General features: G+C 67.9%; 1 protein-coding gene. It reads right to left on the bottom strand.

Going from position 1 to position 389, the window contains the following annotated elements; translation table 11 throughout:
- Positions 1 to 389 (bottom strand): pyridoxal-phosphate dependent enzyme (locus tag K6M89_RS30705; protein WP_222141872.1); only part of this gene is annotated, 389 nt, incomplete at both ends.

Here is a 389-nt window from a genome sequence, read left to right as displayed (position 1 = left end):
CCGTAGACCTTGCAATCGGGTGACAGCGCGCGCGCCGACAACGCCGAGCCCGACAACAACCCGCCGCCGCCCAGGCACACGAACAAGTGGTCGAGCGGACCGGTTTCTTCGATCAACTCCTTCACCGCCGTGCCCTGCCCGGTGAGCACGTCGGGATGGTCGTAGGGCGGAATCATCGTCATGCCGCGTTCCTGCGCGAGCCGCCTGGTCAGCGCCTCGCGGTCTTCGGTGAAACGGTCGTACATCACCACCTCGGCGCCATAGCCCTTCGTGGCCGCCACCTTGGCGGTGGGCGCGTCCTTGGGCATGACGATGACCGCGGGCATCGACAGCAGCCGCGCCGACAGCGCGATGGCCTGCGCGTGGTTGCCCGACGAGAACGCGATGAC

Origin of the sequence: Rhizobium croatiense (assembly GCF_019793465.1) — a bacterium.
Taxonomy (GTDB): domain Bacteria; phylum Pseudomonadota; class Alphaproteobacteria; order Rhizobiales; family Rhizobiaceae; genus Rhizobium; species Rhizobium croatiense.
Note: the sequence above shows the minus strand (reverse complement) of the source record. Positions and strands in the feature narration are given on the sequence as shown.